At 63.0% G+C, this 20,057-nt stretch carries 22 protein-coding genes; 18 read left to right on the top strand and 4 right to left on the bottom strand.

Annotated features, from left to right (window positions below; translation table 11 throughout):
- Positions 1-18: 18 nt before the first annotated feature.
- Both LOY37_RS08520 and LOY37_RS08515 read right to left on the bottom strand, forming a co-directional pair.
- The gene (locus tag LOY37_RS08520; RefSeq protein WP_258716637.1) at positions 19-1,032 is read right to left on the bottom strand and encodes a GNAT family N-acetyltransferase; all 1,014 of its coding nucleotides are present in this window, start codon (positions 1,030-1,032) and stop codon (positions 19-21) included.
- Between the two features lie 62 nt (positions 1,033-1,094).
- Positions 1,095-1,856, bottom strand: coding sequence for an ABC transporter substrate-binding protein (locus LOY37_RS08515; RefSeq protein WP_045200574.1), 762 nt, complete (start codon positions 1,854-1,856; stop codon positions 1,095-1,097).
- Between the two features lie 207 nt (positions 1,857-2,063).
- Here LOY37_RS08515 and LOY37_RS08510 point away from each other — a divergent pair, with 207 nt between their 5' ends.
- Both LOY37_RS08510 and LOY37_RS08505 read left to right on the top strand, forming a co-directional pair.
- Positions 2,064-2,615 (top strand): exonuclease domain-containing protein, encoded by a 552-nt coding sequence (locus LOY37_RS08510; protein ID WP_195883411.1) that lies wholly within the window; start codon positions 2,064-2,066, stop codon positions 2,613-2,615.
- A 70-nt stretch (positions 2,616-2,685) separates the two neighbouring features.
- Positions 2,686-2,970: a pyrimidine/purine nucleoside phosphorylase gene (locus tag LOY37_RS08505; RefSeq protein WP_010225980.1), complete on the top strand. Its 285-nt coding sequence runs from the start codon at positions 2,686-2,688 to the stop codon at positions 2,968-2,970.
- Positions 2,971-3,048: 78 nt separating this feature from the next.
- Here LOY37_RS08505 and LOY37_RS08500 read toward each other — a convergent pair whose 3' ends face one another.
- Positions 3,049-3,738: an alpha/beta family hydrolase gene (locus LOY37_RS08500; RefSeq protein WP_258716636.1), complete on the bottom strand. Its 690-nt coding sequence runs from the start codon at positions 3,736-3,738 to the stop codon at positions 3,049-3,051.
- A gap of 49 nt (positions 3,739-3,787) precedes the next feature.
- On the opposite strand from LOY37_RS08500, the gene ccoN (LOY37_RS08495) reads away from it, so the two are divergent.
- The 16 genes from ccoN (LOY37_RS08495) (at position 3,788) to LOY37_RS08420 (ending at position 19,297) form a co-directional block, all read left to right on the top strand.
- Entirely contained in the window at positions 3,788-5,212 is a 1,425-nt protein-coding gene (gene ccoN, locus LOY37_RS08495) for a cytochrome-c oxidase, cbb3-type subunit I (RefSeq protein ID WP_038996264.1), read from the top strand.
- A gap of 10 nt (positions 5,213-5,222) precedes the next feature.
- The gene (ccoO, locus tag LOY37_RS08490) at positions 5,223-5,831 is read left to right on the top strand and encodes a cytochrome-c oxidase, cbb3-type subunit II (RefSeq protein WP_038996265.1); all 609 of its coding nucleotides are present in this window, start codon (positions 5,223-5,225) and stop codon (positions 5,829-5,831) included.
- A 5-nt stretch (positions 5,832-5,836) separates the two neighbouring features.
- The gene (locus LOY37_RS08485) at positions 5,837-6,034 is read left to right on the top strand and encodes a CcoQ/FixQ family Cbb3-type cytochrome c oxidase assembly chaperone (protein WP_010225988.1); all 198 of its coding nucleotides are present in this window, start codon (positions 5,837-5,839) and stop codon (positions 6,032-6,034) included.
- Positions 6,031-6,978 carry a cytochrome-c oxidase, cbb3-type subunit III gene (gene ccoP / locus LOY37_RS08480; RefSeq protein WP_045200477.1) on the top strand — a complete coding sequence of 316 codons (948 nt, stop codon included), beginning with the start codon at positions 6,031-6,033 and terminating at the stop codon, positions 6,976-6,978. The genes LOY37_RS08485 and ccoP (LOY37_RS08480) overlap by 4 nt, the downstream gene beginning before the upstream one ends.
- Before the next feature lie 487 nt (positions 6,979-7,465).
- Positions 7,466-8,908 carry a cytochrome-c oxidase, cbb3-type subunit I gene (gene ccoN / locus LOY37_RS08475; RefSeq protein WP_038993873.1) on the top strand — a complete coding sequence of 481 codons (1,443 nt, stop codon included), beginning with the start codon at positions 7,466-7,468 and terminating at the stop codon, positions 8,906-8,908.
- Positions 8,908-9,516 (top strand): cytochrome-c oxidase, cbb3-type subunit II, encoded by a 609-nt coding sequence (gene ccoO, locus LOY37_RS08470; protein ID WP_036994387.1) that lies wholly within the window; start codon positions 8,908-8,910, stop codon positions 9,514-9,516. Before ccoN (LOY37_RS08475) ends, ccoO (LOY37_RS08470) begins: the two co-directional genes overlap by 1 nt.
- A gap of 5 nt (positions 9,517-9,521) precedes the next feature.
- Positions 9,522-9,719, top strand: a complete 198-nt coding sequence (locus LOY37_RS08465) for a CcoQ/FixQ family Cbb3-type cytochrome c oxidase assembly chaperone (protein ID WP_010225992.1) — start codon at positions 9,522-9,524, stop codon at positions 9,717-9,719.
- A complete protein-coding gene (gene ccoP / locus LOY37_RS08460) occupies positions 9,716-10,696 on the top strand; it encodes a cytochrome-c oxidase, cbb3-type subunit III (RefSeq protein ID WP_045200473.1) in 981 nt (326 codons plus the stop codon). The genes LOY37_RS08465 and ccoP (LOY37_RS08460) overlap by 4 nt, the downstream gene beginning before the upstream one ends.
- A gap of 251 nt (positions 10,697-10,947) precedes the next feature.
- On the top strand, positions 10,948-12,363 hold the full coding sequence (gene ccoG / locus LOY37_RS08455) for a cytochrome c oxidase accessory protein CcoG (RefSeq protein ID WP_045200470.1): 1,416 nt from the start codon (positions 10,948-10,950) through the stop codon (positions 12,361-12,363).
- A gap of 12 nt (positions 12,364-12,375) precedes the next feature.
- Positions 12,376-12,915 (top strand): FixH family protein, encoded by a 540-nt coding sequence (locus LOY37_RS08450; RefSeq protein WP_045200468.1) that lies wholly within the window; start codon positions 12,376-12,378, stop codon positions 12,913-12,915.
- 106 nt (positions 12,916-13,021) lie between these two features.
- The gene (locus LOY37_RS08445) at positions 13,022-15,475 is read left to right on the top strand and encodes a heavy metal translocating P-type ATPase (protein WP_093385420.1); all 2,454 of its coding nucleotides are present in this window, start codon (positions 13,022-13,024) and stop codon (positions 15,473-15,475) included.
- Positions 15,476-15,487: 12 nt separating this feature from the next.
- Positions 15,488-15,700 (top strand): cbb3-type cytochrome oxidase assembly protein CcoS, encoded by a 213-nt coding sequence (gene ccoS / locus LOY37_RS08440; protein ID WP_093385423.1) that lies wholly within the window; start codon positions 15,488-15,490, stop codon positions 15,698-15,700.
- Complete coding sequence (locus LOY37_RS08435; protein WP_093385427.1) at positions 15,693-16,376, top strand: sulfite exporter TauE/SafE family protein; 684 nt, start codon at positions 15,693-15,695, stop codon at positions 16,374-16,376. The genes ccoS and LOY37_RS08435 overlap by 8 nt, the downstream gene beginning before the upstream one ends.
- 83 nt (positions 16,377-16,459) lie before the next feature.
- Positions 16,460-17,842: an oxygen-independent coproporphyrinogen III oxidase gene (hemN, locus tag LOY37_RS08430; protein WP_258716635.1), complete on the top strand. Its 1,383-nt coding sequence runs from the start codon at positions 16,460-16,462 to the stop codon at positions 17,840-17,842.
- Positions 17,843-17,960: 118 nt separating this feature from the next.
- Complete coding sequence (gene fnrA / locus LOY37_RS08425; protein WP_010226003.1) at positions 17,961-18,695, top strand: Crp/Fnr family transcriptional regulator FnrA; 735 nt, start codon at positions 17,961-17,963, stop codon at positions 18,693-18,695.
- A gap of 53 nt (positions 18,696-18,748) precedes the next feature.
- The gene (locus LOY37_RS08420) at positions 18,749-19,297 is read left to right on the top strand and encodes an adenine phosphoribosyltransferase (RefSeq protein ID WP_258610142.1); all 549 of its coding nucleotides are present in this window, start codon (positions 18,749-18,751) and stop codon (positions 19,295-19,297) included.
- Positions 19,298-19,375: 78 nt separating this feature from the next.
- Here LOY37_RS08420 and recR read toward each other — a convergent pair whose 3' ends face one another.
- On the bottom strand, positions 19,376-19,978 hold the full coding sequence (gene recR, locus LOY37_RS08415) for a recombination mediator RecR (protein WP_045200459.1): 603 nt from the start codon (positions 19,976-19,978) through the stop codon (positions 19,376-19,378).
- Positions 19,979-20,057 lie beyond the last annotated feature (79 nt).

Here is a 20,057-nt window from a genome sequence, read left to right as displayed (position 1 = left end):
GCTTGCCGCGCTTGCGGGTCAAAGCAACCTGCAACCTTCGAAGAACCGCTCCCGCCACAGAATCATCAATGCCGCACGCTTGTGCGGAAAGTCGAACTCCTTCTCGCAATGAAAACACTGCTCGTGCATGTAGCCGATCATCTTGCCGTTGTCGGCACGTGGCTCGGCCACTACTCGCTGGGTGCGCGGATCGTCCAGGAACAGGTAGTGGACCAGCGCTGACAACCAGCTGGCGACCTTGTGCGGGCCACGATGCTGCTCCTCCCCCACCAGCATGTGGATGCCGCGATCGTAGTCGTCCACCGCATAGAATGGCGCGATGCGGTCTTCCTTGGCCCAGTAGGCTTCGAAGTAGGCGAACGGCTGGTCGTCGAAGCTACCGATCAGGGTCAGGCTGTGCGGATCGGCTTCGAGCTTGCTCAGGTAGTCGCGGTGCTGTTCGAGGCTGCCGCCCTCCTGCCAGAAGTTGAGCACCCGCGGGTTGTTCTGCCAGCGGTTGAAACGCTCCAGGTCCTGGTCGATTTCCAGGGTACGTAACGAGATCCAGGCGCCGAGCCGGGCATCGAAGCGCCGATACACTTCGCCACGCGGCTTTGGTGCGCGGCGGGGGTGGCGCTTGCCGTCACTGAGCTGCATCTGCTGCGGGTACACGCCTGCGAAGGGCTGGCCGAGCCAGGGTTGTGGCAATTGCCAGAACAGGCTGCGTTCGCACAGGTACTGGCCCGGGCTCGGTGTGCTGACCAGCAAGCCGCTGTTCAGGGCGTCCTGCGGCGCTTCATGCAGCTGCCAGGTCAGGCGCTGACAACCAGGGTCGCGTGCAAACAACCAGTAACAGACAGCCCACAGGGCTTGCTGCGCGCGGTCGCGCGCGTAGTCTTCAAGCTGCACCTGCAAGGTCTCGCCCCGCTGCAGGCGCACCCGCACCAACGGGCTGCCTTCAAGTACCAGGCTCAGGTGGCAATCACCTTCATCGGCGCTGAGGCTGCGCCAGCGCGGCAAGGACAAAGTCGGCGAAGCGGAATCGAATGGCATGATCGAGGCTCACGGAAGGAATGATCGGCTCACCCTTGTGAACGTAGCCTGTGCAGGCAAATTTAGTCGCCCTTGGGCGTGCTGACGCTGATGCGATAGGGCTGGAAGATTTTCAGCATCGCGCCGTTGTCGCGCAGCGACTGCAACAACCTGGCAAACGCCGGCGCGCTGATCGGCGCACCCGGACGCAGCAGTGCGTAGTGATGGTAGACCTGGTCGACCCGGTCGGAGGCCAATAGCTGGTCGGCGCTTTGCGGGTTACGTACGAGAAAATCGCTCAGGTAAGAACGGGTCACCAGGGCGATATCGGCGCGACCACGCTGAACCATCAGCAGGTTGCTGTCATGGGAATAGGTCAGGGTCGCGTTGTAGGTGTCGGCCAGGTACTTGGGGTCGGGATTGAAACTGGCGAAGGCGTAGTGATAGCCGCTGTACAACGCCAGGCGCTTGCCCTTGAGGTCGTTGAAGTAGTGCTGATCGCGGCCGGACTGGCGATGGGTGACGAAGACTTCGGCGTCTTCCAGGCCCATGTCGACACTTTCATGGGGGATCTGCTGCCAGCCCCATTCGGGGTTCTCAAAGATCGCCATGTCGGTGCGCCCCTGCTGGAAGTCGCCAAAACGACGCGGGATCGAGGTCGGCACAAGGACGAAGCGATAACGTTGCTGGGTGTTGTTGAGCGCCTCGATCAATTGCGGCAACAGGCCGGTATCGGCGCCCTGCTCGGGCCTTACGGTATAGGGTGGAAAATGCGCCGCGCCGACCTTGACCTCGATTTCCTCTGCTGCCCAGGCTGAGGGCGACAGCCAGGTCGCGGCAAGCATGAACAGCAAGGGCACGGCCTGTGGCATGGGCGTCGAACTCAAAGCAACACACTCTTTGCGGATTTGAACCGGAATCCGCCTAAGCTAGGCGTTTTCCGGGCGTTGCACAACTGTCGGTTATGCCAAGCGCAGCAGGCAAAACGCCAGGGGATACCCGCCGCGCCCGAGTTTGGCTACGCTCTATCGAGTCTTGTATGGGAGCCTACTATGGGCCATTGGCTGGTGATCGACCTTGAAGCAACCACAGACGATGGCGGCTGGCCGGTCACGGATATGGAAATCATCGAAATCGGCGCGACCCTGGTGGATCGCCAGGGCCGTGAAGTCGGGCATTTCCAGCGTTTCGTGCGCCCGCGGCGACGCCCGCAACTGACGCCGTTCTGCCGTGAACTGACGCACATCAGCCAGGCCAACGTCGACACGGCGGCCACCTTCACCGAGGTCTGGGCGCAGTTCGAGCGCTGGCTCGGCCATCATGCCAAGCACCTGCAAGGCTGGGTCAGCTGGGGCGACTACGACCGCAAGCAACTGCTGCAGGAATGGCAGCAGTACCAGCTCGCCAGCCTGCTGCAGACCCTGCCGCACATCAACCTCAAGCAACGCTTCGCCAAGGCCCGCCAGTTGCAGCGCCCGCTGGGCCTCAATGGCGCGTTGCAACTGGCCGGCCTGCAGTTCAGCGGACAGCAGCACCGCGCCCTGGAAGACGCGCGCAACACTGCCCGCCTGCTGCCCCTGACCCTGCCGGCCAATGGCACCTGAAAGCGGATGACGACGCTGCGGGCCTTGGGCATACTGGCCTGCCTTTTTAGCCCCTGTTCAGGAGTCGCCCATGTTTAAAGTCAACGAGTACTTTGATGGCACGGTCAAGTCGATCGCCTTCGGCACCGCTGAAGGTCCGGCCACGGTTGGCGTAATGGCCCCGGGTGAATACGAGTTCGGCACTGCCCAGCGCGAAATCATGCACGTGGTCTCGGGCGCGTTGACGGTCAAACTGCCAGACAGCGACAACTGGGAAACCTTCAGCGCCGGCAGCCAGTTCAATGTCCCGGCCAACAGCAAGTTCCAGCTCAAGGTGGCGGTTGATACGGCTTACCTGTGCGAGTATCGCGGTTAAGCCGCTGTAGGAGCGGGCTTGCCCCGCGATCAGCGAGTGGCCACACCGCCGTAATCGCGGGCAAGCCCGCTCCTACCATCAGTGCAAAAAACCTGTGATCCTCTGCGCCGCCGTCGCCAGATGATCGGCATGGCTGAACCCCGAAGCCTTCAGCGGCTTCAGGTCATGATCCCCCGCCTGCAGCCAGCACAGCTCGATCGCTGACGACAGCGCATAACCTTCCACCGTCTGCCGGTTGCCCAGGGCATCGCGCTCGCCCTGAACAATCAGGGTCGGTGTCTGCAATCCGGCCAGATGCGCCACCCGTGGTTTTTCCGGCTTGCCCGCGGCATAGAACGGATAGCCCAGGCACACCAGCGCATCAGCGCCCAACTCATCGGCCACGAGACTGGCCATGCGCCCGCCCATGGACTTGCCACCGATCGCCAGCGTCCCAGTGACCAATGGTCGCACCTGGCTGTACACCTCACGCCAGCATTCGAGCAGTTTGGCCTGGGGATTTGGCGGCCTTTTGCCACCATCGATGCGTCGCAGGGCCATGTAGGGGAACTCGAAGCGCAGCACCCCCAGGCCTTGCTCCGCCAGCCTTTGCGCGATTTCCTCCATGAACCCGCTGTCCATCGGCGCACCCGCGCCATGGGCCAGGATCAGGCACCCCGAATGCTGGCCATCCCCCTGATTTTGCGGGGCATTCCACAGCCAGCCGCGGCTTTTGACCAGCCGCGCCCATTGATCCCCGTCAATACCGGCCAGTTGCCCATTACTCATGCTTGCCTCGCTGTTTAGTCTGCCTATAACCGTGGATGGGAACCCATACATGAACACAACCAGCAGTACCGCCTACAACTACAAGGTGGTCCGCCAATTCGCCATTATGACGGTGGTGTGGGGAATCGTCGGGATGGGGCTCGGCGTTTTTCTCGCCGCGCAACTCGTCTGGCCTTCGCTCAACTTCGACCTCCCCTGGACCAGCTTCGGCCGCCTGCGACCCTTGCACACCAACGCGGTGATCTTCGCCTTCGGTGGTTGCGCACTGTTCGCCGCTTCCTACTACTCGGTCCAGCGTACCTGCCAGACCACCCTGTTCTCGCCACGCCTGGCGGCTTTCACCTTCTGGGCCTGGCAATTGGTGATCCTGCTGGCTGCCATCAGCCTGCCGCTGGGTTATACCAGCTCCAAGGAGTACGCCGAACTGGAATGGCCGATCGACATCCTGATCACCATTGTCTGGGTGGCCTACGCCGTGGTGTTCTTCGGCACCCTGATGAAGCGCACCACCAAGCACATTTATGTGGGTAACTGGTTCTTCGGTGCGTTCATCATCACCGTGGCGATTCTGCACATCGTCAACAACCTGGAAATTCCGGTCAGCCTGACCAAGTCCTACTCGCTGTACGGTGGCGCCACCGACGCCATGGTCCAGTGGTGGTACGGCCACAACGCCGTAGGCTTCTTCCTGACCGCAGGCTTCCTGGGCATGATGTATTACTTCGTGCCGAAACAGGCCGAGCGTCCGGTGTATTCCTATCGCCTGTCGATCGTGCACTTCTGGGCGCTGATCACCCTGTACATCTGGGCAGGTCCGCATCATTTGCACTACACCGCCCTGCCCGACTGGGCGCAGTCGCTGGGCATGATCATGTCGCTGATCCTCCTGGCGCCAAGCTGGGGCGGCATGATCAACGGCATGATGACCCTCTCGGGTGCCTGGCATAAGCTGCGCAGCGACCCGATCCTGCGTTTCCTCGTGGTATCGCTGGCGTTCTACGGCATGTCGACCTTCGAAGGCCCGATGATGGCGATCAAGACCGTCAACGCCCTGTCGCACTACACCGACTGGACCATCGGCCACGTACACGCCGGCGCCCTTGGCTGGGTTGCGATGATCTCGATCGGCGCCCTGTACCACATGATCCCGAAAGTGTTTGGCCGCGAACAGATGTACAGCCTTGGCCTGATCAACGCGCACTTCTGGCTGGCGACCATCGGCACCGTGCTCTACATCGCCTCGATGTGGGTCAACGGCATCGCCCAGGGCCTGATGTGGCGCGCAGTCAACGAAGACGGCACGCTGACCTACTCCTTCGTCGAAACCCTGGTGGCCAGCCACCCAGGCTTCATCGTGCGCTTCGTCGGCGGGGCGATCTTCCTCACCGGCATGTTGCTGATGGCCTACAACACCTGGCGCACCGTACGTGCCCCGGTGGCCGCGACCGCCCCTGCCGCTGCGCAGCTGGCCTGAGGAGACCCTGATGAAACACGAAGTAATCGAGAAGAACGTCTTCCTGCTGGTGCTGTTGATGGTGTTTGCCGTCAGCATCGGCGGCCTGACCCAGATCGTTCCGCTGTTCTTCCAGGACGTCACCAACAAGCCAGTGGAAGGCATGAAGCCCTACACCGCGCTGCAACTGGAAGGCCGCGACATCTACATCCGTGAAGGCTGCGTGCAGTGCCACTCGCAGATGATCCGTCCGTTCCGCGCCGAAACCGAACGCTACGGCCACTACTCGGTCGCCGGTGAAAGCGTCTGGGACCACCCGTTCCTCTGGGGTTCCAAGCGCACCGGCCCGGACCTGGCCCGCGTCGGTGGCCGCTACTCCGACGACTGGCACCGTGCGCACCTGTACAACCCGCGCAACGTCGTGCCCGAGTCGAAGATGCCGGCCTACCCATGGCTGGTCGCCAACCCGGTCGACAGCAGCCACACCGAGACCAAGCTGAGCACCATGCGCACCCTCGGCGTGCCGTACACCGATGCCGACATCAGCGGCGCGGTGGAATCGCTCAAGGGCAAGACCGAAATGGACGCGCTGGTTGCCTACCTGCAGGTGCTCGGCACCGCGATCAAGAACAAGAGGTAAGGGCCATGGACTTCACACTGGATATCGGCCAATTGCGCGGCCTGGGCACCCTGCTGGTGGCCATCGCCTTCATTGGCCTGTCGCTGTGGGTGTTCAACGGCCGGCGTGACCGTGAATTCGCCGAAGCCAGCCTGCTGCCGTTTGCCGACGACCGCCTGGCACCTGCCGCCAACGAACCCGAACCGAGGAGTAACGGGCAATGACCACCTTCTGGAGTACGTACATCTGCGTACTGACCATCGGTAGCCTGATCGGCCTGACCTGGCTGCTGCTGGGCACCCGCAAGGGCGAAACCAAAGGCACCACCGACCAGACCATGGGCCACAGCTTCGACGGCATCGAGGAGTACGACAACCCGCTGCCCAAGTGGTGGTTCTGGCTGTTCGTCGCCACCCTGGTGTTTTCGGTCGGCTACCTGATCCTCTATCCAGGCCTGGGCAACTGGAAAGGCATCCTGCCGGGCTATGAGGACGGCTGGACGCAGACCAACGAATGGCAAAAGGAAATGAACAAGGCCGACGCCAAGTTCGGACCGATCTTCGCCAAGTTCGCCGCCATGCCGGTGGAAGAAGTGGCCAAGGATCCGCAGGCGCTGAAAATGGGCGGCCGTCTGTTCGCCTCCAACTGCGCTGTTTGCCACGGTTCCGACGCCAAGGGTGCCTACGGCTTCCCTAACCTCACCGACAAGGACTGGCGCTGGGGTGGCGAGCCGGAAACCATCAAGGCCTCCATCATGGGCGGCCGTCACGGGGTAATGCCGGCCTGGGCCGACGTGATTGGCGAACAAGGCGTTGCCGACGTTGCCGCCTTCGTGCTGACCAACCTCGATGGCCGCAGCCTGCCGCAGGAAGCCAAGGCGGATCCGGCCAACGGCGAGAAGCTGTTTGCCGCCAACTGCGTGGCCTGCCACGGTCCACAAGGCAAAGGCACCCCGGCCATGGGCGCACCGGACCTGACCCACCCGACCGCGTTCATCTACGGCTCAAGCTTCGCCCAACTGCAGCAGACCATCCGCTACGGCCGCCAGGGCCAGATGCCTGCCCAGGAAGCGATCCAGGGCAACGACAAGGTCCACTTGCTGGCCGCCTATGTCTACAGCCTTTCCCAGGAGCAACCTGCACAAGGCGAAAGCCTGTCTGCCAAGTAAAACGATTGAGTAACTGAGCCTTGACTCAAATCGCCGCATCGGCACCCGATGCGGCGGTTCCCTTCGCCCCTTGCGACCAAGTGTCGCACCCCGCCCTGCCCCCGCCTTGCACCCCCCTCGATCACAACTAAGCTTGTTGCCACAGCGACTGAAACAGCCGGTGTGTTTGCACCTTTTTGGGGCATTTTTCGCCAGCGGTTCTGCGCAAAGGCTGATGGGGCCGACTCAAGCGCCGATCGGCGAGTGATGAACGGTACTGCGCACGCGCTCATCGAAAGCCTTTGCCATAGACGAAAAATCAAATTTTGGTACACATATTAGATATTTAATTGTGTACAATTTGCCCGCCACAAAGGCTCGAAACCGCCGTGGAACAGGCTTTGGCAAGGATCGGCGCGGGCGCCATCGCGTTGCAATAACCACACGGTTTATACATACTTGCGCCGATTTTTACCCTATAAAAACACCCAAACCGTGGAACCTTAGAATGAGCACAGCAATCAGTCCGACTGCTTATAACTATAAGGTCGTCCGCCAGTTCGCCATCATGACGGTGGTCTGGGGGATCCTTGGCATGGGGCTTGGTGTCTTCATCGCCTCGCAACTGGTCTGGCCCCAGCTGAACCTGGACCTGCCGTGGACGAGCTTCGGACGCCTTCGCCCATTGCACACCAACCTGGTGATCTTCGCCTTCGGTGGTTGTGCACTGTTTGCCACTTCCTACTATGTCGTGCAGCGAACCTGCCAGACGCGACTGATTTCCGACAGCCTCGCGGCCTTCACCTTCTGGGGTTGGCAAGCGGTCATCGTCGGTGCGCTCATTACCTTGCCGCTGGGCTACACCACGACCAAGGAATACGCCGAGCTGGAATGGCCGATCGCCATTTTGCTGGCCATTGTCTGGGTCACCTACGGCGTGGTGTTCTTCGGCACCATCGTCAAGCGCAAGACCAAGCACATCTATGTCGGTAACTGGTTCTACGGCGCCTTCATCGTGGTTACCGCGATGCTGCACATCGTCAACCACGCCTCGTTGCCGGTCAGCCTGTTCAAGTCCTACTCGGCGTATTCGGGTGCCACCGATGCGATGATCCAGTGGTGGTACGGCCACAACGCCGTAGGTTTCTTCCTGACCACAGGCTTTCTCGGCATGATGTACTACTTCGTGCCGAAACAGGCCGAGCGCCCGATCTACTCCTATCGCCTGTCGATCGTGCACTTCTGGGCGCTGATCACCCTGTACATCTGGGCCGGCCCGCATCATTTGCACTACACCGCCCTGCCGGACTGGGCACAGTCGCTGGGCATGGCCATGTCGATCATCCTCCTGGCGCCAAGCTGGGGCGGCATGATCAACGGCATGATGACCCTCTCGGGCGCCTGGCATAAGCTGCGTACCGACCCGATCCTGCGCTTCCTCGTGGTTTCGCTGGCGTTCTACGGCATGTCGACCTTCGAAGGTCCGATGATGGCGATCAAGACCGTCAACTCGCTGTCGCACTACACCGACTGGACCGTCGGCCACGTACACGCCGGCGCCCTTGGCTGGGTAGCGATGATCTCGATCGGCGCCCTGTACCACATGATTCCGAAGGTCTACGGCCGCGAGCAGATGCACAGCACCGGCCTGATCAACGCGCACTTCTGGCTGGCGACCATCGGTACCGTACTGTACATCTCCTCGATGTGGGTCAACGGCATCACCCAGGGCCTGATGTGGCGTGCAATCAACGACGACGGCACCCTCACCTACTCCTTCGTCGAAGCCCTGCAGGCCAGCCACCCGGGCTTTATCGTCCGCGCCCTGGGCGGTGCGTTCTTCGCCTCCGGCATGCTGCTGATGGCGTACAACGTTTTCCGAACCGTGCGCGCCTCGAAGCCGGCCGAAGCTGAAGCCGCCGCTCAGATCGCTGTAGTTGGAGCTCACTGATGAAGCATGAAGTAGTCGAGAAGAATATCGGCCTGCTGGCCTTCTTCATGGTCATCGCCGTGAGCATCGGCGGCCTGACCCAGATCGTCCCGCTGTTCTTCCAGGACGTTACCAACAAGCCGGTCGAGGGCATGAAGCCGCGTACCGCGCTTGAACTCGAAGGCCGCGACATCTATATCCGCGAAGGCTGCGTGCAGTGCCACTCGCAGATGATCCGGCCGTTCCGCGCCGAAACCGAACGCTATGGCCACTACTCGGTCGCCGGTGAAAGCGTCTGGGACCACCCGTTCCTCTGGGGTTCCAAGCGTACCGGCCCGGACCTGGCCCGCGTCGGCGGTCGTTACTCCGACGACTGGCACCGTGCTCACCTGTACAACCCGCGCAACGTCGTGCCCGAATCGAAGATGCCGGCCTACCCATGGTTGGTGGAGAACAAGCTCGATGGCAAGGACACGGTGAAGAAGATGGAAGTCCTGCGCACCCTCGGCACGCCGTACACCGATGAAGACATCGCCGGTGCCCGCGACGCGGTCAAGGGCAAGACTGAAATGGACGCCCTGGTTGCCTACCTGCAAGGCCTGGGCACCATCATCAAAAGCAAACGGTGACATTGATGGATATCGGGATGATTCGTGGCCTGGGCACCGTCGTGGTGATGGTGGCCTTTATCGGCCTGGCGTTGTGGGTGTTCAGTTCTCGGCGCAAGTCCGAGTTCGACGAAGCGACCATGCTGCCCTTCGCGGATGATCCCGAAGCCAGCAAGCACGTCGAGCAAGCGCAAGCGAAAGCGTCTAGGAGTAACAACGAATGACTACCTTCTGGAGTCTGTACGTCACCGTTTTGAGTCTGGGCACCATCTTCGCCCTGACCTGGCTGCTGCTGTCCACCCGCAAGGGCCAGCGCAGCGAAACCACTGAAGAAACCGTGGGCCACGCCTACGACGGCATCGAGGAGTACGACAACCCGCTGCCAAAATGGTGGTTCATGCTGTTCGTCGGCACCATCGTTTTCGCCCTTGGCTACCTGGTGCTGTACCCGGGCCTGGGTAACTGGAAAGGCATCCTGCCGGGCTACCAGTACCTGGACAACGACAAGAAAACCGAGTTTGCCAACGGCCAGGCCGGCTGGACCGGCGTGCACGAGTGGGAAAAGGAAATGGCCCGCTCGGACGCCAAGTTCGGGCCGATCTTCGCCAAATTCGCGTCGATGCCTATTGAAGAAGTGGCCAAGGACCCACAAGCGCTGAAGATGGGCGGGCGCCTGTTCGCCTCCAACTGCGCGGTGTGCCATGGCTCCGACGCCAAGGGCTCCTACGGCTTCCCCAACCTCACCGACAACGACTGGCGTTGGGGCGGCGAACCGGAAACCATCAAGGCCACCATCATGGGCGGTCGTCACGGGGTGATGCCGGCCTGGGCCGAAGTCATCGGCGAACAAGGTGTTGCCGACGTTGCTGCCTACGTGCTGACCAACCTCGATGGCCGCACCCTGCCCAAGGATGCCAAGGCGGATCCGGCCAACGGCCAGAAGTTGTTTGCCGCCAACTGCGTGGCCTGCCACGGCCCTGAAGGCAAGGGCACCCCGGCCATGGGCGCGCCCAACCTGACCCACCCGACCGCGTTCATCTACGGTTCGAGCTTCGCCCAACTGCAGCAGACCATCCGTTACGGCCGCCAGGGCCAGATGCCTGCCCAGGAAGCAATCCAGGGCAACGACAAGGTCCACCTGCTGGCCGCCTATGTCTACAGCCTGTCGCACCAGCCTGAGAAAACCGCTGAAGCGCAGTAATTCGCCCAGCTGGCAAAAGCCCCGTCAGTGAAACTGCCGGGGCTTTTTTATAGACCCTGCCCCGACCCATGACCTGTGTCAATTGACACGGGCCAATACACTATTAACCGCGATTCCCCAACGCGGCCAAAGGTCGCACCCCTCCCCCCTGGCGGCAGGACAGGCGTATCATGCGCCCTAGAGCAGCAAGCTTTCGACTGCGGCCGGCAGGTACTGGCCGCGGCACTTCTCCACTGCCGTGGGACTCAATGATGAGCAAGCAGATTCCGGTACATGACGTCACCCCGCCTGCCAGTAAAGACACCAGCAGCGTCGATCTCTACGCCTCCCGAGAAAAAATCTACACCCGCGCCTTCACCGGCGTGTTCCGCAACTTGCGCATGGTCGGCGGCGCCGTCCTGTTCCTGCTGTACTTTGGTACGGTATGGCTGAACTGGGGTGGCCACCAGGCCGTCTGGTGGAACCTGCCGGAGCGCAAGTTCTACATTTTCGGCACCACCATCTGGCCTCAGGACTTCATCCTGCTCTCGGGCCTGCTGATCGTCGCCGCCTTCGGCCTGTTCTTCATCACCGTTTACGCCGGCCGCGTCTGGTGCGGCTACACCTGCCCGCAAAGCGTGTGGACCTGGATCTTCATGTGGTGCGAGAAAGTCACCGAAGGTGACCGCAACCAGCGCATGAAGCTCGACAAGGCGCCAATGAGCGGCAACAAATTCCTGCGCAAGCTGGCCAAGCACAGCCTGTGGCTGAGCATCGGCTTTGTCACCGGCATGACTTTCGTCGGCTACTTCTCGCCGATCCGCGAGCTGGTGATTGAGTTCTTTACCGGCCAGGCCGACGGCTGGGCCTATTTCTGGGTCGGCTTCTTCACCCTGGCCACCTACGGCAACGCCGGCTGGCTGCGCGAGCAAGTGTGCGTGTACATGTGCCCGTATGCACGCTTCCAGAGCGTGATGTTCGACAAAGACACCCTGATCGTTTCCTACGACCCGCGCCGCGGCGAAACCCGTGGCCCGCGTAAAAAAGACCTGGACTACAAGGCCAAGGGCCTGGGCGACTGCATCGACTGCACCATGTGTGTACAGGTGTGCCCGACCGGCATCGACATCCGTGACGGCCTGCAGATCGAGTGCATCGGCTGCGCCGCCTGCATCGACGCCTGCGACACCATCATGGACAAGATGAACTACCCCAAAGGCCTGATCAGCTACACCACCGAGCACAACCTGTCGGGGCAGAAGACCCACATGGTGCGCCCGCGCCTGATCGGTTATGCCGTGGTGCTGTTGACCATGATCGGCCTGCTCACTACCGCGTTCGTCATGCGTCCGCTGGTCGGTTTCGACGTCAGCAAAGACCGCGTGCTGTACCGCGAGAACGCCCAGGGGCGGATCGAGAACGTCTACAGCCTGAAGGTCATGAACAAGGACCAGCGCGACCACGTCTACGTGCTCGAAGCCGGCGGCCTGCCTGACCTCAAGCTTGAGGGCGCACGGGAAATCCGCGTCGCGGCCGGCGATATCGTCAGCCTGCCGGTACAACTGTCGATGGCCCCGGAGCAACTGCCGTCGACCACCAACGAAGTCATCTTCACCCTCAAGGACGCTGACGACAGCGCCACCCAGGTTGAAGCCAAGAGCCGCTTCATCGGCCCGCAAATTCGATAAGAGACTGAGCCCATGCCTTCTGCAACTGCCGCAAGCCCCTGGTACAAGCACCTCTGGCCGTGGATCATCATCGGTGTATTGGCCACCTCGGTGACCCTCAGCCTGACCATGGTGACCATCGCGGTGAACAACCCGGACAACCTGGTCAACGACAACTACTACGAGGCCGGCAAAGGCATCAACCGCTCGCTGGACCGCGAGCTGCTGGCCCAGACCCTCAACCTCAAGGCCAGCGTGCACCTGGACGCGCTGACCGGTGAAGTCGACCTGCGCCTGACCGGCAACAGCCAGCCGCAAACCCTGGAGCTGAACCTCATTTCGCCGACCCAGCCGGAGAAGGACCGCAAGATCATGCTGACCCGCAGCGACAGCGAAGCCGGCCGCTACCTCGGCCAGCTTGGCGACAAGGTCGAGGGCCGGCGTTTCGTCGAGCTGCTGGGCAGCCAGGACGCGCATGTCTGGCGCCTGTTCGAGGAAGAAGAAGTCGCTCACGACAAGACCCTGGTACTCGGTGACGAGGCGCTGCAAGGGGCTGAACACCTCGAGAAATGAGTCGTTGCTGATCGCGGGGCAAGCCCGCTCCCACAGGTGCAATGAATCCCTGTGGGAGCGGGCTTGACCCGCGATCAGCCCAACACCACACCTTGCGACTGACACCATGACCAGCCCCACGCCCTGCTACCACTGCGCCCTGCCCGTGCCCGCCGGCAGCCACTTCACCGCCGTGGTGCTTGGCCAGCCGCGGGCGTTTTGCTGTCCGGGCTGCCAGGCGGTGGCCGAAGCCATCGTCGCCGGCAACCTGGAAAGCTATTACCAGCACCGCAGTGAAGCCAGCGCCAACCCCGATGCCCTGCCCCAGCAACTGGTCGACGAACTGGCCCTGTACGACCGCGCCGATGTGCAAAAGCCCTTCGTGCGCCACAGCGGCGAGCTGGCCGAAACCACCCTGCTGATCGAAGGCATCAGTTGCGCCGCTTGCGGCTGGCTGATCGAAAAGCACCTGCGCAACCTGCCGGCGGTGGCCGAGGCGCGTTTGAACCTGTCCAACCACCGCCTGCAGGTGAGCTGGGCCGACAGTGCGTTGCCGCTGTCCAAGCTGCTCGCCGAGCTGCGCCACATCGGCTACGCCGCCCACCCCTACCAGGCCGACCGCGCCGCCGAACAACTGGCCAGCGAGAACCGCACCGCCCTGCGCCAACTGGGCGTGGCCGGGCTGCTGTGGTTCCAGGCGATGATGGCAACCATGGCCACCTGGCCGGAGTTCAACATCGACCTGAGCCCGGAGCTGCACACCATCCTGCGCTGGGTGGCGATGTTCCTTACCACGCCGATCGTGTTCTACAGTTGCGCACCGTTCTTTCGCGGCGCCGCCCGCGACCTGCGTACCCGCCACCTGACCATGGACGTCTCGGTATCGCTGGCCATCGGCCTGGCCTACGGTGCCGGGATCTGGACCGCAATCACCGGCAGCGGCGAGCTGTACTTCGACGCCGTGGGGATGTTTGCCCTGTTCCTGTTGGCCGGGCGCTACCTTGAACGCCGCGCCCGCGAGCGCACCGCCGCCGCCACCGCGCAACTGGTCAACCTGCTGCCGGCCTCGTGCCTGCGCCTGGGCGCGGCCGGGCAGAGCGAGCGGATCCTGCTCAGCGAACTGCGCCTCAAAGACTGCGTATTGATCCAACCAGGCCACGTGATCCCCGCCGACGGGCGCATCGTCAGTGGCCAGTCGAGCATCGACGAGTCGCTGCTTACCGGCGAGTACCTGCCGCAACCACGCAGCGCTGGCGACGCAGTCACCGCCGGTACCCTCAACGTCGAGAGCGCGCTGACCGTCGAGGTCCAGGCTCTGGGCCAGGACACCCGGCTGTCGGCGATCGTGCGCCTGCTGGAGCGGGCACAGTCGGAAAAACCGCGCCTGGCGGAAATCGCCGACCGCGCCTCGCAGTGGTTCTTGTTGTTTACCCTGATCGCCTCGGCCGCCATCGGCCTGCTGTGGTGGCAGATCGACCCGTCGCGGGCGTTCTGGATCGTCCTGGCCATGCTGGTCGCTACCTGCCCCTGCGCCCTGTCGCTGGCCACCCCGACCGCGCTGACCGCCGCCACCGGCACCCTGCACAAGCTCGGCCTGCTGCTGACCCGCGGCCACGTGCTGGAAGGCCTGAACCAGATCGACACGGTAATCTTCGACAAGACCGGCACCCTCACCGAAGGCCGCCTGACCCTGCGCGCAATCCGCCCCTTGCGCGACACCGACGCCGATCGTTGCCTGATGCTCGCCGCCGCCCTCGAAAACCGCTCCGAGCACCCCATCGCCCGCGCCTTTGGCCGCGCCAGCCAGGCTGCCGACGAAGTTCAGGCAATGCCCGGGCTGGGTCTTGAAGGCAAGGTAGGCGAGCACGTGCTGCGCATCGGCGAAGCCGGCTTTGTCTGCGCCCTCAGCGGCGCCCCCACACCGGCGATGCCAGACGAAGCCGGGCAATGGCTGTTGCTCGGTGACCAGCAAGGCCCGCTGGCCTGGTTCGTCCTCGACGACCGCCTGCGCAGCGATGCCGCCGACCTGCTGGCGGCCTGCCGCGCCCGTGGCTGGCAGACCCTGCTGCTGTCTGGCGACAGCTCGCCGATGGTCCACAGCGTGGCCGCCGAACTGCAGATCGACCAGGCCATTGGCAGCCTGCGCCCGGACGACAAGCTGGAGCAACTCAAGGCCCTGCAGCAGCAAGGGCGCAAGGTGTTGATGCTCGGCGACGGGGTCAACGATGTGCCAATCCTGGCGGCGGCCGACATCAGCATCGCCATGGGCTCGGCCACCGACCTGGCCAAGACCAGCGCCGACGCCGTGCTGCTGTCCAACCGCCTGGACGCCCTGGTCCAGGCCTTCAGCCTGGCCCGGCGCACCCGGCGGATCATTATCGAGAACCTGCTGTGGGCCTCGGCGTATAATGGCGTCATGCTGCCGTTCGCCGCACTGGGCTGGATCACGCCAATCTGGGCGGCGGTCGGCATGTCGGTCAGTTCGCTGATCGTGGTCCTCAATGCCCTGCGCCTGACCCGCGTCAGCGGCCTGCCGGCCAGCCATGCGCCAGCCACTGCCACGCATCCCGCGACGGCCTGACCAGGAGCCCCCATGCCCGCGCTTTACATCATGATCCCGGCGGCCCTGCTGATCGTCGCCATCGCCATCTACATCTTCTTCTGGGCGGTGGACAGCGGCCAGTACGACGACCTCGACGGCCCGGCCCACAGCATCCTCTTCGACGACCAGGACCCGCAGCACCAGGCAGCCATGGACGAGGCCGACGGCAAGAAACCCGACGACGGTACCCCGCGCCGTGACTGAACTTCTGCCCCTGCTCAGCTCGGCGTTGATTCTCGGCCTGCTCGGTGGTGGCCATTGCCTGGGCATGTGCGGCGGCCTGATGGGCGCGCTGACCCTGGCCATTCCCAAGGAGCAACGCAGCCGCCGCTTTCGCCTGTTGCTGGCCTACAACCTGGGGCGCATCCTCAGTTATGCCCTGGCCGGCCTGCTGCTCGGCCTGGCCGGCTGGGCGGTGGCCAACAGCCCGGTGGCGACCGCCATGCGCGTACTGGCGGCGCTGCTGCTGATCAGCATGGGCCTGTACCTGGCCGGCTGGTGGAGCGGCCTGACCCGTATCGAGGGCCTGGGCCGGGGCCTGTGGCGGCATATACAGCCGCTGGCCAACCGCCTGCTACCGGTCTCCAGCCTGCCGCGCGCCCTGCTGCTGGGCGCCCTGTGGGGCTGGCTGCCGTGCGGGCTGGTGTACAGCACCCTGCTCTGGGCCGCGAGCCAGGGCAATGCCGCCGACAGCGCGCTGTTGATGCTGGCCTTCGGCCTGGGCACCTGGCCGGTACTGCTGGCCACCGGCCTTGCCGCCGAACGCACCAGCGCCCTGCTGCGCCAGCGGGGCGTGCGTATCGCCGGCGGCGTGCTGGTGATGCTGTTTGGCCTGTGGACCCTGCCAGGGCCACACCAGCACTGGCTGATGGGCCACTGAAGCGGCGTTGATACAAATCAACACGGGTTTGCCCGGCACTCCCTAGACTCCGGACACTGCTGCTCTTTCTGGGGACTGCCCGCATGCTCGACGTTCTTCGTTGGGACTCCGACCTGATTCGCCGCTACGACCTGGCCGGCCCACGCTACACCTCCTACCCGACCGCGGTGCAACTGCACAGCGAAGTCGGCTCCTTCGACCTGCTGCACGCCCTGCGTGACAGCCGTCGTGCCGTTCGCCCACTGTCGATCTATGTGCACGTGCCGTTCTGCGCCAACATCTGCTACTACTGCGCCTGCAACAAGGTCATCACCAAGGACCGTGGCCGCGCCGCGCCCTACCTGCAGCGCCTGGAGCAGGAAATCCAGCTGATCGCCTGCCACCTGGACCCCAAGCAGACCGTCGAGCAGTTGCACTTTGGCGGCGGCACCCCGACCTTCCTCAGCCACGTCGAGCTGCGCCAGCTGATGGCCCACTTGCGCCAGCATTTCAACCTGCTGGATGACGACTCCGGCGACTACGGCATTGAAATCGACCCGCGCGAGGCCGATTGGTCGACCATGGGCCTGCTCCGTGAGCTCGGCTTCAACCGCGTCAGCCTTGGCGTGCAGGACCTCGACCCGGTTGTGCAGCGGGCGATCAACCGCCTGCAGAGCCTGGAGCAGACCCGGGCGATCATCGAAGCGGCGCGCACCCTGCAATTTCGCTCGATCAACCTCGACCTGATCTACGGCCTGCCCAAGCAGACCCCGGAAGGTTTTGCCCGCACCGTCGAGGAAGTGATCAAACTGCAGCCCGATCGCCTCTCGGTGTTCAACTATGCGCACCTGCCGGAACGCTTCATGCCCCAGCGGCGCATCGACAGCAACGAGCTGCCGGCCCCGGCGGCAAAACTGGAAATGCTCCACAACACCATCGAGCAACTGACCGCCGCTGGCTACGTGTACATCGGCATGGACCACTTCGCCCTGCCCGATGACGAGCTGGCGATTGCCCAGGAAGAGTCGACCCTGCAGCGCAACTTCCAGGGCTACACCACCCACGGGCATTGCGACCTGATTGGCCTGGGGGTATCGGCCATCAGCCAGATCGGCGACCTCTATTGCCAGAACAGCAGCGACCTCAACACCTACCAGGACACCTTGTCCACCGCTCAACTGGCGACCAGCCGCGGCTTGATCTGCAGCGAGGATGACCGCGTGCGCCGGGCGGTGATCCAGCAATTGATCTGCCATTTCGAACTGGACTTCGCAACCATCGAGCGGGATTTCACCATTGACTTTCGCGGCTATTTCAACGACCAGTGGCCCGCCCTGCAGGCCATGCACAAGGATGGCCTGATCGAACTAGGCAACGACAGCATCAAGGTGCTGCCCGCCGGACGACTGCTGGTGCGCTCGGTGTGCATGGTCTTCGATGCCTACCTGGACCTGCACAACCGCCAACGTTTCTCCCGGGTTATCTGAGGTTTTTTGTCGCAGTCTTGTCCCGTCTGGCCTCGGCACAATCGTCCAAGCTGGCCGAAACACCCTAGCCTGGGTTACCCTTACGGCTTATGTGTGCTTTCCCACAAGGATTGAAGAAATGTCCGAGCCAGTTAAACTGCGCCCCCATAACCAGGCCCATTGCAAGGATTGCAGCCTGGCGCCTCTGTGCCTGCCCTTGTCATTGAACTTGGAAGACATGGATGCACTGGATGAAATCGTCAAACGCGGGCGTCCGCTGAAAAAAGGCGAGTTTCTGTTCCGCCAGGGCGACAATTTCGGCTCGGTCTATGCGGTGCGCTCCGGCGCCCTGAAAACCTTCAGCCTGAGCGACAGCGGCGAAGAGCAGATCACCGGCTTCCACCTGCCCAGCGAACTGGTCGGCCTGTCCGGCATGGACACCGAGGCCTACCCGGTGTCGGCCCAGGCCCAGGAAACCACCTCGGTGTGCGAGATTCCTTTCGAGCGCCTGGATGAGCTGTCGGTGCAACTGCCACAGCTGCGTCGCCAGCTGATGCGGGTGATGAGCCGGGAAATCCGCGATGACCAGCAAATGATGCTGCTGCTGTCGAAAAAGACCGCTGACGAGCGCATCGCCACCTTCCTGGTCAACCTCTCGGCACGCTTCCGTGCCCGTGGTTACTCGGCCAACCAGTTCCGCCTGAGCATGTCACGCAACGAAATCGGCAATTACCTGGGCCTGGCGGTCGAGACCGTCTCACGGGTGTTCACGCGCTTTCAGCAGAACGGCCTGATCCAGGCCGAGGGCAAGGAAATCCATATCCTTGACCCGATTCAGCTGTGCGCCCTGGCCGGTGGTTCGCTGGAAAGCTGACCCCGCGGATAACAGGTATACTGGCGGGCATTCGTTTCTCAGGATACCCGCCCATGCCCAGCGCCACTTTCGACCTCAAAGCCCTGATCCGCCCCGTACCGGACTTCCCCAAGCCGGGCGTGATCTTTCGCGACATCACCCCGCTGTTCCAGTCGCCGCGGGGCCTGCGCCATGTCGCCGATGCCTTTATCGAACGCTATGTTGAAACCGAGTTCAGCCATATCGGCGCGATGGATGCGCGCGGCTTTCTGATCGGCTCGATCATCGCCCACCAGTTGAACAAACCCCTGATCCTGTTTCGCAAGCAAGGCAAGCTGCCGGCCGACGTGCTCGCCGAGGGCTACCAGACCGAGTACGGCGAAGCCTTCCTCGAAGTGCACGCCGACAGCCTCTGCGAAGGCGACTCGGTACTGATTTTTGATGACCTGATCGCCACCGGTGGCACCCTGCTGGCCGCCACCAAGCTGGTACGGCGCATGGGTGCGCAGGTGTTCGAGGCAGCGGCGATCATCGACCTGCCAGAGCTGGGCGGCTCCCAGCGCCTGAACGACGTGGGTGTGCCGACCTTCTGCCTGACCGAGTTCTCGCTGAGCGAGTATTGACAGCATCGCGGGGCAAGCTCGCTCCCACAGGCTAAGGTTCTGTGGGAGCGGGCTTGCCCCGCGATTAAAGACCCTGGGTTACAGCGAAATCGGTTTGCGCCCGGCGAACGAATGCGCCAGGGTGCCGCCGTCGACCAGCTCCAGCTCACCGCCCAATGGCACACCGTGGGCGATACGGGAAGCGACCAGACCTTTGTCGGCCAGCAACTGGGCGATGTAATGGGCGGTCGCTTCACCTTCCACCGTCGGGTTGGTGGCCAGGATTACTTCGGTGAAGCTGCCCTGCTCCTCGATCCGCGCCATCAGTTGCGGAATGCCGATGGCTTCCGGGCCCAGGCCATCAAGCGGCGACAAATGCCCTTTGAGCACGAAGTAACGGCCGCGATAGCCGGTCTGCTCGACGGCATAGACATCCATCGGTCCTTCTACCACGCACAGCAGCGTGTCGTCCCGGCGCGTGTCGGAACACTGCGGGCACAGCTCCTGCTCGGTCAGGGTCCGGCACTGGCGGCAATGCCCCACCCCTTCCATGGCCTGGTTCAAGGCCTGGGCCAGCCGGGTACCGCCACTGCGATCACGCTCCAATAGCTGCAAGGCCATGCGCTGGGCGGTTTTCTGTCCGACGCCAGGCAAGATGCGCAACGCGTCGATCAGCTGTCGGATAAGCGGACTGAAACTCATGGGAAAAGGCCTTGATGCAAGTGAAGGCGGTTTATACCTGCCTGACTGGGCAACGTCAAATCTTACAGACATTAAGACT

The sequence above is a fragment of the Pseudomonas sp. B21-012 genome (assembly GCF_024749305.1).
Classification (GTDB): Bacteria; Pseudomonadota; Gammaproteobacteria; order Pseudomonadales; family Pseudomonadaceae; genus Aquipseudomonas.
Note: the sequence above shows the minus strand (reverse complement) of the source record. Positions and strands in the feature narration are given on the sequence as shown.

What these genes read in the sequence shown, in the direction of transcription:
- LOY37_RS08520 (WP_258716637.1), bottom strand. Translation starts at nt 1,032, where the DNA reads ATGCCATTCGATTCCGCTTCGCCGACTTTGTCCTTGCCGCGCTGGCGC.
- LOY37_RS08515 (WP_045200574.1), bottom strand. Translation starts at nt 1,856, where the DNA reads ATGCTTGCCGCGACCTGGCTGTCGCCCTCAGCCTGGGCAGCAGAGGAA.
- LOY37_RS08510 (WP_195883411.1), top strand. Translation starts at nt 2,064, where the DNA reads ATGGGCCATTGGCTGGTGATCGACCTTGAAGCAACCACAGACGATGGC.
- LOY37_RS08505 (WP_010225980.1), top strand. Translation starts at nt 2,686, where the DNA reads ATGTTTAAAGTCAACGAGTACTTTGATGGCACGGTCAAGTCGATCGCC.
- LOY37_RS08500 (WP_258716636.1), bottom strand. Translation starts at nt 3,738, where the DNA reads ATGAGTAATGGGCAACTGGCCGGTATTGACGGGGATCAATGGGCGCGG.
- ccoN (WP_038996264.1), top strand. Translation starts at nt 3,788, where the DNA reads ATGAACACAACCAGCAGTACCGCCTACAACTACAAGGTGGTCCGCCAA.
- ccoO (WP_038996265.1), top strand. Translation starts at nt 5,223, where the DNA reads ATGAAACACGAAGTAATCGAGAAGAACGTCTTCCTGCTGGTGCTGTTG.
- LOY37_RS08485 (WP_010225988.1), top strand. Translation starts at nt 5,837, where the DNA reads ATGGACTTCACACTGGATATCGGCCAATTGCGCGGCCTGGGCACCCTG.
- ccoP (WP_045200477.1), top strand. Translation starts at nt 6,031, where the DNA reads ATGACCACCTTCTGGAGTACGTACATCTGCGTACTGACCATCGGTAGC.
- ccoN (WP_038993873.1), top strand. Translation starts at nt 7,466, where the DNA reads ATGAGCACAGCAATCAGTCCGACTGCTTATAACTATAAGGTCGTCCGC.
- ccoO (WP_036994387.1), top strand. Translation starts at nt 8,908, where the DNA reads ATGAAGCATGAAGTAGTCGAGAAGAATATCGGCCTGCTGGCCTTCTTC.
- LOY37_RS08465 (WP_010225992.1), top strand. Translation starts at nt 9,522, where the DNA reads ATGGATATCGGGATGATTCGTGGCCTGGGCACCGTCGTGGTGATGGTG.
- ccoP (WP_045200473.1), top strand. Translation starts at nt 9,716, where the DNA reads ATGACTACCTTCTGGAGTCTGTACGTCACCGTTTTGAGTCTGGGCACC.
- ccoG (WP_045200470.1), top strand. Translation starts at nt 10,948, where the DNA reads ATGAGCAAGCAGATTCCGGTACATGACGTCACCCCGCCTGCCAGTAAA.
- LOY37_RS08450 (WP_045200468.1), top strand. Translation starts at nt 12,376, where the DNA reads ATGCCTTCTGCAACTGCCGCAAGCCCCTGGTACAAGCACCTCTGGCCG.
- LOY37_RS08445 (WP_093385420.1), top strand. Translation starts at nt 13,022, where the DNA reads ATGACCAGCCCCACGCCCTGCTACCACTGCGCCCTGCCCGTGCCCGCC.
- ccoS (WP_093385423.1), top strand. Translation starts at nt 15,488, where the DNA reads ATGCCCGCGCTTTACATCATGATCCCGGCGGCCCTGCTGATCGTCGCC.
- hemN (WP_258716635.1), top strand. Translation starts at nt 16,460, where the DNA reads ATGCTCGACGTTCTTCGTTGGGACTCCGACCTGATTCGCCGCTACGAC.
- fnrA (WP_010226003.1), top strand. Translation starts at nt 17,961, where the DNA reads ATGTCCGAGCCAGTTAAACTGCGCCCCCATAACCAGGCCCATTGCAAG.
- LOY37_RS08420 (WP_258610142.1), top strand. Translation starts at nt 18,749, where the DNA reads ATGCCCAGCGCCACTTTCGACCTCAAAGCCCTGATCCGCCCCGTACCG.
- recR (WP_045200459.1), bottom strand. Translation starts at nt 19,978, where the DNA reads ATGAGTTTCAGTCCGCTTATCCGACAGCTGATCGACGCGTTGCGCATC.